Source organism: Microcoleus sp. AT8-B5, assembly GCF_036705565.1.
Lineage (GTDB): Bacteria > Cyanobacteriota > Cyanobacteriia > Cyanobacteriales > Microcoleaceae > Microcoleus.
Map to the genome: position 1 here is coordinate 1 of NZ_JAUBUY010000092.1, position 10,527 is coordinate 10,527.

At 49.9% G+C, this 10,527-nt stretch carries 3 protein-coding genes; 2 read left to right on the plus strand and 1 reads right to left on the minus strand.

What is annotated here, in order from left to right; translation table 11 throughout:
* A partial coding sequence (locus tag QUB39_RS29850; RefSeq protein WP_445299489.1) for an Ig-like domain-containing protein occupies positions 1-3,843 on the plus strand: 3,843 nt, incomplete at its 5' end.
* 608 nt (positions 3,844-4,451) lie between these two features.
* Here QUB39_RS29850 and QUB39_RS29855 read toward each other — a convergent pair.
* The gene (locus QUB39_RS29855; protein WP_333485228.1) at positions 4,452-5,075 is read right to left on the minus strand and encodes a GNAT family N-acetyltransferase; all 624 of its coding nucleotides are present in this window, start codon (positions 5,073-5,075) and stop codon (positions 4,452-4,454) included.
* Between the two features lie 1,719 nt (positions 5,076-6,794).
* Here QUB39_RS29855 and QUB39_RS29860 point away from each other — a divergent pair.
* Positions 6,795-10,319, plus strand: a complete 3,525-nt coding sequence (locus QUB39_RS29860; RefSeq protein ID WP_333052933.1) for a response regulator — start codon at positions 6,795-6,797, stop codon at positions 10,317-10,319.
* Positions 10,320-10,527: the final 208 nt, after the last annotated feature.

A 10,527-nucleotide genomic window follows, 5' to 3' on the forward strand; every position in this document is an offset into this window, starting at 1 on the left:
AACGGTGGCGTACCAGTGACACCCGGTCAAGTCCTGACTCCAGCACAGTTACAGCAACTATTTTTCTCCACAACAGGCAACTTTACAGGAGCAAATTTCACCTACAGCGCCACAGACAACAGGGGCGCCACCAGTCCCGCTGTCGCTACTGTCGCGGCTATCTTGCGGCCGGATGGGCAAACTCCCACACCGACTCCAACTCCAACTAACAACCAACCGCCCTTAGCCAACAATGCCAACTCCCGCCTCGCGCCCAACAGCAGCCAGTTAGTCACAGGATTGGGAGGAAGTGACCCCGACGGGTCGATCGCCTCTTACACCATCAACAGCCTGCCCCCAGCAGACCAAGCAGTCCTGTTTTTAGGAGATCCCGCCAACGGTGGCGTACCAGTGACACCCGGCCAAGTCCTGACGCCAGCACAGTTGCAGCAACTATTTTTCCAAGCCACGGGCAACTTTACAGGAGCAAATTTCACCTACAGCGCCACAGACAACAGTGGCGCAACCAGTCCCGCTACCGCTACTGTCGCGGCCATACTTCCAACTGACAACCAACCGCCCTTAGCCAACAATGCCAACTCCCGCCTCGCGCCCAACAGCAGCCAGTTAGTCACAGGATTGGGAGGAAGTGACCCCGACGGGTCGATCGCCTCTTACACCATCAACAGCCTGCCCTCACCAGACCAAGCAGTCCTGTTTTTAGGAGATCCAGCCAACGGTGGCGTACCAGTGACACCCGGTCAAGTCCTGACTCCAGCACAGTTACAGCAACTATTTTTCTCCACAACAGGCAACTTTACAGGAGCAAATTTCACCTACAGCGCCACAGACAACAGGGGCGCCACCAGTCCCGCTGTCGCTACTGTCGCGGCTATCTTGCGGCCGGTTTCCCCCAATCCCACACCGACTCCAACTCCAACAAATCCCACACCGACTCCAACAACTCCAACTCCAACTCCAACTGACAACCAACCGCCATTGGCCAACAATACCAACTCCCGCCTTGGGCCCAACAGCAGCAGGTTAGTCACAGGATTGGGAGGAAGTGACCCCGACGGGTCGATCGTCTCTTACACCATCAACAGCCTGCCCCCAGCAGACCAAGCAGTCCTATTTTTAGGAGATCCAGCTTTGGGCGGCGTACCAGTGACACCAGGCCAAGTCCTGACTCCTCAACAGTTGCAGCAACTGTTTTTCTTCACAACGGGCAACTTTACAGGAACCAATTTCACCTACAGCGCCACAGACAACAGGGGTGCTATCAGTCCCCCTGCTACGGCTACTGTGGATGGACTGATAGTGCCAACTCCCACAACTCCCACAACTCCAACTCCAACTGACAACCAACCGCCAGTTGCCAACAATGCCAACTCCCGCCTCGGCCCCAACAGCAGCCAGTTAGTCACAGGATTGGGAGGAAGTGACCCCGACGGGTCGATCGTCTCTTACACCATCAACAGCCTGCCTCCTGCAGACCAAGCAGTCCTGTTTTTAGGAGATCCAGCCAACGGGGGCGTACCAGTCACACCCGGTCAAGTCCTGACGCCAGAACAGTTACAGCAACTATTTTTGCAAGCCACAGGCAACTTTACAGGAGCCACTTTCACCTATAGCGCCACAGACAACAGCGGCGCATCCAGTCCCGCTGTCGCTACTGTCGCGGCCATACTTCCAACTGACAACCAACCGCCCTTAGCCAACAATGCCAACTCCCGCCTCGCGCCCAACAGCAGCCAGTTAGTCACAGGATTGGGAGGAAGTGACCCCGACGGGTCGATCGTCTCTTACACCATCAACAGCCTGCCCTCACCAGACCAAGCAGTCCTGTTTTTAGGAGATCCAGCCAACGGGGGTGTACCCGTCACACTAGGTCAAGTCCTGACGCCAGAACAGTTACAGCAACTATTTTTGCAAGCCACAGGCAACTTTACAGGAGCCACTTTCACCTATAGCGCCACAGACAACAGCGGTGCCATCAGTCCCGCTCCCGCTACTTTTGTCGCTATCTTGGGGGCGGATGGGCCCACTCCCACACCAACGCCCCCCACGCCGATCGTCTCAAATCCGATCGGGGAAACAGATACCGACTGTTTGTGTCAGCCCATTATTGAAAAACCGGGAATTAACTTTGCGCCCCCGCCGCAACCACCTGCAGTTGGATTTGTCGGGCCTATTTCACAATTTTCCGAGGGACAAACCACCAAAGGAACCGACGGCGATGACTTGATCGTAGACACCAAAGGCAACCAAAAAATTGTCGGTTTTGAAGGTAATGACCTGCTTTTAGGTGAAGACGGCGCGGACGAAATTTACGGAAACGAAGACAATGACACGATTTTTGGGGGCATTGACACCGATATTGTTTACGGAGACGAGGGCAACGATATCGTATTTGCAGGCAAACAAAACGACTGGATTGCCGGCGACTTAGGCTCGGACACTCTGTTTGGAGATCGAGGTGCCGATACGATTCTCGGAGACACCGGGGAGAACAACTCCCAGAGTCCTGACGATGCTCGCGATTTGATCTTCGGAGGCGAGGGTGCAGACCTCATTAACGGCAACGAGGGCGACGATACCATCCATACCGGCAAAGGTGACGATATTGCCCTTGGAGGTAAAGAAAATGACCTGATTTGGGGCGAACTCGGCTCCGATACGTTGTTTGGTGGCATCGGCTCCGACAGCTTGTTTGGGGGAATCCGCGACCAAAGGGCCAGCGACTCCCAGGGACGCGACTTGCTTTACGGAGGCTTCGGTGACGACTTCCTCCACGGCCAACAAGACGACGATACGCTGGTTGCAGGCAAAGATAACGATCGCGCTTACGGAGGTAAAGGCAATGACCTGATCTACGGTCAATTAGGCTCCGATACTCTCTACGGTGGCGAAGGAGCCGATACTTTGCTCGGTGACAGTGGCAGTTCCCAGTCCATCGGGGATATCGGGGAACAAGACTTGCTCTTTGGTGGCAGTGGCAATGACATCATCGGCGGCGGCCATGGTAATGATACGGTGCAAGCAGGTAAAGGCAATGATTGTGTTTGGGGTGGCAAAGATCATGACCTGATTTGGGGCGAACTTGGCTCTGATACGCTGGTTGGTGACAGTGGCGACGACACCATGTACGGTGGTGCTCGAAGTCGAGCTCAAGATGCTGGCGGCCAAGACTTGCTCTTTGGTGGCCTCGGTGCTGATGTGCTGTTCGGCGATGAGGGTGACGATACCATCAGTGGCGGTGAAGACAACGATTTGATTTACGGCGGTAAAGCTAACGACCTCATACACGGAGATCGGGGTGACGACTCGATTTACGGCGGTGACGGCAGCGATGAACTCTGCGGTGGCGAGGGCAACGATACTATCTATGGCGATCGTGCTGATAACCGGGGTGTCTCGGTGCGGGCAAACGGCCAGCAAGACTGCGTCAACGGCGGTGACGGCGATGACTTGCTCTACGGTAATGAAGGCCAAGATACTATCAACGGAGATGCTGGCAGCGATACTCTGATTGGTGGTAAAGATAACGACATTCTCAATGGGGGATCTGGAGATGACTGGCTGTTTGGCGACTTGGGCGAGGATACTTTAATTGGAGGTATGGGGAGCGATCGATATGTGTTGAGTGCTGATGGCGGCATTGATACTGTCATTAACTTCGAGGTAGGCGTCGATAAGTTGGTTTTGACCGACGGCCTGAGTTTCCAGCAGTTGCAATTTAGCGCCACTCCGAACGGTACGTTGCTGCAAGTAGCAGGAACCGATCGGGTTCTAGCAAATCTGGTTGGGGTTAACGGGGCGATCGGCTCCTCGGATTTCCTACCAAATCTCTCTGAGCTCTAGAATTGGCGGCGAAAGTCTCCTGTTCTGGCGAACAAAACGCCACAGCAGATTAGAACTTCTGTGGCGTTCCTCACAATACTCAATCCGGGTTAGAAACTTTGTAGCGATCGGCCCTTGACATCGCTCTTACAGTTGCCTTTTGTCCCTCTCTAAAATGCTAAAAAATAAATGTGTATTCAAGCCTGATTTGGTATAACATCAAATCGGTTAGCCTGGGGATTATTCATAAATCTCTTATTTTTATCGGCGTGAATCTATTGTCATCTGCGGTGAAGAAATTCTCTTTTTTTACCGCTGATACAGGCCGATAAGGGATGAGAATTAAATAAAATCCACTTTTCATGACTGTTGTGGGATGGGCCTAAGAGCCCGTCCAAAAAGGACGGGCTCTTAGGCCCATCCCACTTTCAAGAGTGGAAGTTATTTAATTCTCATTCCTAATTTTATTGTGTTGCGCGATCGGGCTTAAGAGCCAACTAAAATTTATCACTAATTCCCCATTGCCATTCCATTGATTCACAATTTGGAAGTAAAAGATACACGGATAGCTATTTTTTCCTTTTTCTTGGCGAAGCTCCAATTCTCCATAATCAATTCAAATACTTAGCTTAGGATAGCGGAATCTGCTTGCGTAAAAACAGGCGGCGCGGCTGGCCCAACAGCCAACCAGTCCAATTCCAATCCACCTGTTGCAAGCGATAGCCGGCTTGATAGTACAACTGTCGCGCCGGGTGATTATTTTCCAAAACGTGGAGGTAAATCTCAGAAAATCCCCATTCTTTGGCTGTCTCCTCGCAGTTGCTGAGCAATTGTTGAGCAACCCCTTGCCGCCGGTACTCCGGGTGAACGGCTAAATTCGACAAATAAGGATAGTCGGAATTAGGGATTTGCCAAGGAAAGCGAGAACGTAAAGCCATTTCTACTGTTCCTGTTATGCGCTGAGCTCGGTGCGATCGATAATTCTGCGTTCCCTCCTCGCGCGAGACTAGCTCAGCAACCAGACAAATGTAATGTTCTGCTTTAGAACGCAGTCGATTTTTTAAATCTTCGTAAATGCCCAAACGCAACACTGGATACACCCATTCTACAAACCCCTCGCGAGAGTGAAAGCTCATGGCTAAAATATCCGCTAGCTGCGTTAAGTCGTTGGGCGCAGCGACTCGGATCGAAAAACCAGAAAGTCCGGGAGTTTGTTGTTGGTGAGATGGTGAGGAAAAAAATGAAGGATTCACAATGCCAGGCCACTATATTAATTTTTTTTACGCGGGTTTCTAAGCTACCCTCTTAGAAAATTCACTGATGTTATACTGCTCTTATAACGTAACTTATAGGCATAGTTTATTAGCCAGATTAAATTACATTTTTTGGCGATGGACTTTAAGTAGCATTTGAGGTAAATGGAAAATTTTTAGCATTTAATACTCTAGTTATGAAAAAATAAAACTCATCCCCTAATACTAGATTTATGGCTCAGCTATTTTGCCTTTAAATTGAAGCTCGATCCCTGGCTTTCGGCCGGCCTCACAAGAGTTTAAGTAAACGGTAGCTTACAAATTAAATGCGCGACAGCTTAGCGGGCAAGGTATTAAAAACAATCACAAAGGTTTTAACGTCAGGTTCCCGAAATCCTACCGCTCTCTGCTTATTGAAATACCCGATCGAATATAATTTATCCGTCAAGCGGTAGTTGAAAAACTCAACGACTGACCATACTAACACTGGGATCGCTGGCGCGTCGGATGTTCCCCGCCGCCCCCCGGCCTGGCACCCCAGCTTTCAGCAGTTCTGGGCTATCCATCGCCCGTCCCCAATCGAACCGGCCTTACCTGTTGAGCTACTTGGTACTTTTCCAACGTCCAATTTAAATTTGGATGCCTGGAAACAGTCTGCAGGGGTTTTCCCCGTCGGTTCGATACTCTGCTGCGCGCGAGACCTTCAAAACCTCGATCGAGCTGATTGACCCTGCCCAAAAACAGATACAAGCCACCGACACTCGTCGTGGAGAGATCAAAATTTTAGACCCTAGTTCAAGCTCCCCGATTCATCTGTGGAGTAAATCTAAAATCTAAAATCTAAAATCTAAAATCGACCGATCGGTTTCCACAGAGTACATCCCTAGCTAAGATTAACAGATGGATGCTCAAACTTGCGGTGTTTCGCCGCAGTAATTAGCTTGGGCGTTGGCCTGCAGGACGCACAAAAAATGCCGATATCGGGGAAAAAAGTGCAAGTCTAACTAAAATGGTACAGCAATTGCGTCACTCCCACAGACACCTCTGTGGTCTGTGGGCCACCCCCGAATATCAGTCAGGGGTTCAGGGCCCGATGGTGGTCGCTATCCTTGGCTGACTGTTAAAGTTGCTATTACTTGTGGGAAAAAACACAGGCGAAGATGTTGGTTGTCTATAGTATTTTGCTGCAGGCAGCTTTCACATACCAAATAAAATATTCCCAGGAGGCAGGAGCAAACATAAATTTGGCTAATCAACTCACAATCAAGACGGTTATTCCTCTGTATTCTGAGATATCCAGACGGCAGTTAAAATAGCCAGATTTGTGTTTGATCTCCGGCTGCCTCAAGGTAAGGGGTGAAAGAAATTTATCTGGAGACGAGTTTATGTGAATATCATTGAATAATAAAATTGGGGTGCACGACAGATAACTGTGGCTCAGAAGAATTCCGAATTGAAAACCCAGACATCAAAAATCAAGGTTGATGCTTGCCTCGGCATACTTACAACAAATTCATATTCACGAATTATTGTGATACCATTTTCCCAAAATAATGGCGACCTAGGCAAACTCCCAATCCTTATGTCAGGAGTCATTCGCAATCGAAAATCGAAGATAGAAAATCGAAAATGGTATGACTTCAGCAATTTAAATCGGCGAATTCTTCCTTTAATCAGACTTATTAAATCGAACAGCCCCGGGGCACAGGAGAACGGTGCATGAATTCCCAAGAAAATCCTAAGCTAAAAATTCTGATAGTCGATGACGAACCGGATAACCTCGACTTGCTTTACCGCACCTTCCATCGAGACTATAAAGTGCTCAGAGCCGAATCTGGCCCCGCTGCTCTCGAAATTTTGGCAAAAGAGGGAGAAGTAGCAGTGATTATCTCTGACCAGCGAATGCCAAAAATGAGCGGTACGGAGTTTCTCAGCCTGACGGCGGCTCAATACCCCGACGTGATCCGGATTATTTTAACTGGCTATACGGATGTTGAAGATTTAGTAGAAGCTATTAACGCTGGCAAAGTATTCAAATACGTTACCAAGCCTTGGGATGCTCAAGAGCTGATCAATCTTGTTAGTCAAGCTGTTGAGACTCACAATCTTCTGAAAACGCGCACCAATGAACTGCGCCGTGCTTTGAGCCAAGAATCGCTGCTTTATGCCGTTACCAATACTATCCGATCGGCTCCCAATTACCAGCAAATGCTGCAAAGAATTGTGGAAACTGTCGGGCAGATGTTTGAGGTGAGTTGCTGTCTGCTGCGGCCGTTCCAAGACGGCCGGGTGGCCGATGAGTGGTTCGTTTACCAGAAGGCAGAAACTAAAGGTGTGGGGGGCGATGAGGAAGTCACGCCCGGTGATGCTTCTGCTGCCGAACTCTCCCCGGATTTGCTGCCGGATTTGGTTTGGGAAACTCTGGATGTGGAGGTGATTCAAGATGCCCAAACTGACGATCGAGTTTTAAACTGGGATAATCCACAGCGAAAGCAGGCTTACGAAGCTGCGAATATTCGATCCAGCTTGATCGTACCGCTATTTTACAAAATCGAACTGATGGCAGTCTTGGCGCTGCATCAGTTTGAGGAACCGCGCCAGTGGCAAGACCACGAGGTACAGTTGGTAATTACGGTGGCAGACCAAGCGGCTTTGGCGCTTTCTCAAGCCCGGGCTTACGAACAGGTGCGGGCGCTGGCCAAGCGCGAGGCCTTAGTCAATACTATTACTACGGCAATTCGATCGAGTCTCGATCCCCAAAATATTTTTGCAGCCATTACTCAACAACTCGGCCAAGCTTTGCAAGTTGACGGCTGCGCCCTATCTCTGTGGACAGAAGATGATGAATACGTCCAATGCGTGGGGCTATACGACACAGATAGGGATACCGTGGCTGTAGAACAGGGTTTTCTTGATAATCCAGAGCTAGTTGCGAACCCTCTGGGCTACGAGACGGATTCTGGTGATGCTGCTGCTAACACTCGCGCCTGGGTTTTTGCCCATCCTTCTTTGCCACAGTCTTTGGTGCCGATTCGGGGCAATCCGCTGTTGTTGCAAGTTATGGTATCAAAAGAGCCGGTGGCGATCGAAGACCTCGACGAACACCCCGAATTAAATGTTACAGAACTGCAAGTTCGATCGCCAGCCCGCGCCCTGTTAGTCGTTCCCTTGCTCTCAGAAGGCAAAATCATCGGCAGCATTTCGCTGCGCCAAAATCACAGCATCCGCCGCTGGAACATCTCAGATATTGACCTGGCCCAAATAGTCGCAACTCAAGCTGCTCTAGCCGTGCAGCAGTCGCGCCTCTACCAGACTACCAGACAGCAGGCAGAACGGCTTCTGGAAGCCGATCGGCTCAAAACCGAATTTTTCCAAAATATCTCCCACGAGTTCCGCACGCCTCTAACTCTAACTATCGGCCCTCTGGAATCAGCTTGCAGGCGTAAAGAAGACTTACCCTACGAACAAGCCGTAATCGCTTTGCGTAATTCCCGCCGCCTCCTGCGCTTGGTAAATCAACTGCTGGACTTGCAGCGGCTAGATGCCGGACGGATGCAGCCGAGTTTTCGCCCCTGCGATTTGGTCGGTTTCTGTTACTCTACCGCAGAGTCGTTCCGCGCCTACTGCGAGAAAAAAGGACTGCACTTAATTACCCAACTGCAAGAATGTCCTTTACTTTATTTGGACTTGGAAAGATTTGACAAAGTTATTTACAACCTGCTATCAAATGCTGTTAAATTCACCCCAGAAGGCGGAACTATCACCCTGAAAGTTGAATCTGCCGGCGCTCACTGTTTGTTGCAAGTAAAAGACACGGGTATCGGCATTCGCACCGAACAAATTCCCTATTTATTCGAGCGATTTCACCAAGCCGAAGGTTCAGCTAGTCGTTCCTACGAAGGCAGCGGTTTAGGTTTGGCACTTGTCAAAGAATTAGTCGAACTCCACGGCGGTCAAATTTCAGTTGAGTCAGTTTACGGCGAAGGTACTACTTTTACCGTTTGGCTGCACTTTGGTTCGACGCACTTGCCCCCGGAACAGGTACTAGAAATACCTGCGGAGTTTCACTCATCGAAAGCTGCGGTGGAACTGGCCGATGTGGAGGCGGATTTATCAGAAAATGAGGCTGAAAATCATAACTTTGAGTCGCTCCAACCTGTCCGATCGGAAACAGCAGTGGGAACGGTTTTGGTGGTGGACGACAATCCAGATTTGCGCTTTTATGTGTCAGCAATTCTCCGAGATGCCGGCTTTGCAGTTTTGCTCGCCCGCAACGGAGAAGAAGGATTTGCCGTGGCTAAAAAACGTCGCCCTAATTTAATTATAACGGATTTGATGATGCCTTTGATTTCGGGCTTGGATTTGATTAAGATGATTCGAGAAGATGAGGAATTGCAGGGAACTCCGGCAATTTTGCTGACTGCTAAAGCCGACGAAGATACTCGAATTGAAGGAGTAGAACGGGGTGCGGATGCTTATTTGTCCAAGCCTTTTAACGATCGAGAATTGTTGGCGGAAGTGCGGAATTTGATCGCCCTCAAACAAAACGAGCGGCGAGTGCAGCAGTTGAACAGTTATTTAACTGAGTCGGTGCTGCGCCGATTTTTGCCGCCGGCGATGGTGAAGGCCGCAGCGGCTGGAGATTTGGCCTTGGATTTGCGCCCGGAACCGCGATTGATTACTATTTTGTTTAGCGATATTGTCGGTTTTACTCAAATGGCAAATACGCTGCGATCGCGCCGGGTAGCTGAGCTGTTAAATGAATATTTGGCGGCAATGACTAAGGCTATTTTTGACAGTGGCGGTACGGTGGACAAGTTTGTTGGAGATGCGGTAATGGCTTTCTTTGGCGCGCCGGAGGAATTAACGCCTAATGAGCAAGTACGCCGCGCTGTGGCTGCTGCGGGGCAAATGCTGGGAGCTCTCAAGGAGCTTAACAAGGGCTGGTTGGAGCAGGGAATTGTTGGGGAAAATGGCGTCCCTCCGGTGCGGTTTCGCTGCGGAATTCACCAGGGTACTGCGGTGGTGGGGATGTTTGGCGGCCCCGATCGATCGGATTATACTGCGATCGGGCCGAGCGTGAATATTGCCGCCCGCTTGCAAGAGGTGACGGAACCAAACACGGTGCTAATTTCGGCGGCGGTTGCAGATTATGTGGAGGAAAATCGCATTGTTAAATATAAGCCTTTGAAACTAAAGGGAATTGATGAAACTGTATTGACTTTTTTACTAAATTGTGATTAGTCATTATAAGTATTATATGTTGATATCCCACGCACAATTTCGGGAAAAACCTATTCCTAAATAAGTAGATGAGTGGCCAAATATGTATGTAGCCCAAAGCGATTATCACTCCGTGAAACGCTCATTTGGAGCGCGAATTAAATAACTTACAATTTTAATTGTTATTGTGGGATGGGCGTCCCGCCCGTCCTTTTTGGACGGGCGGGAC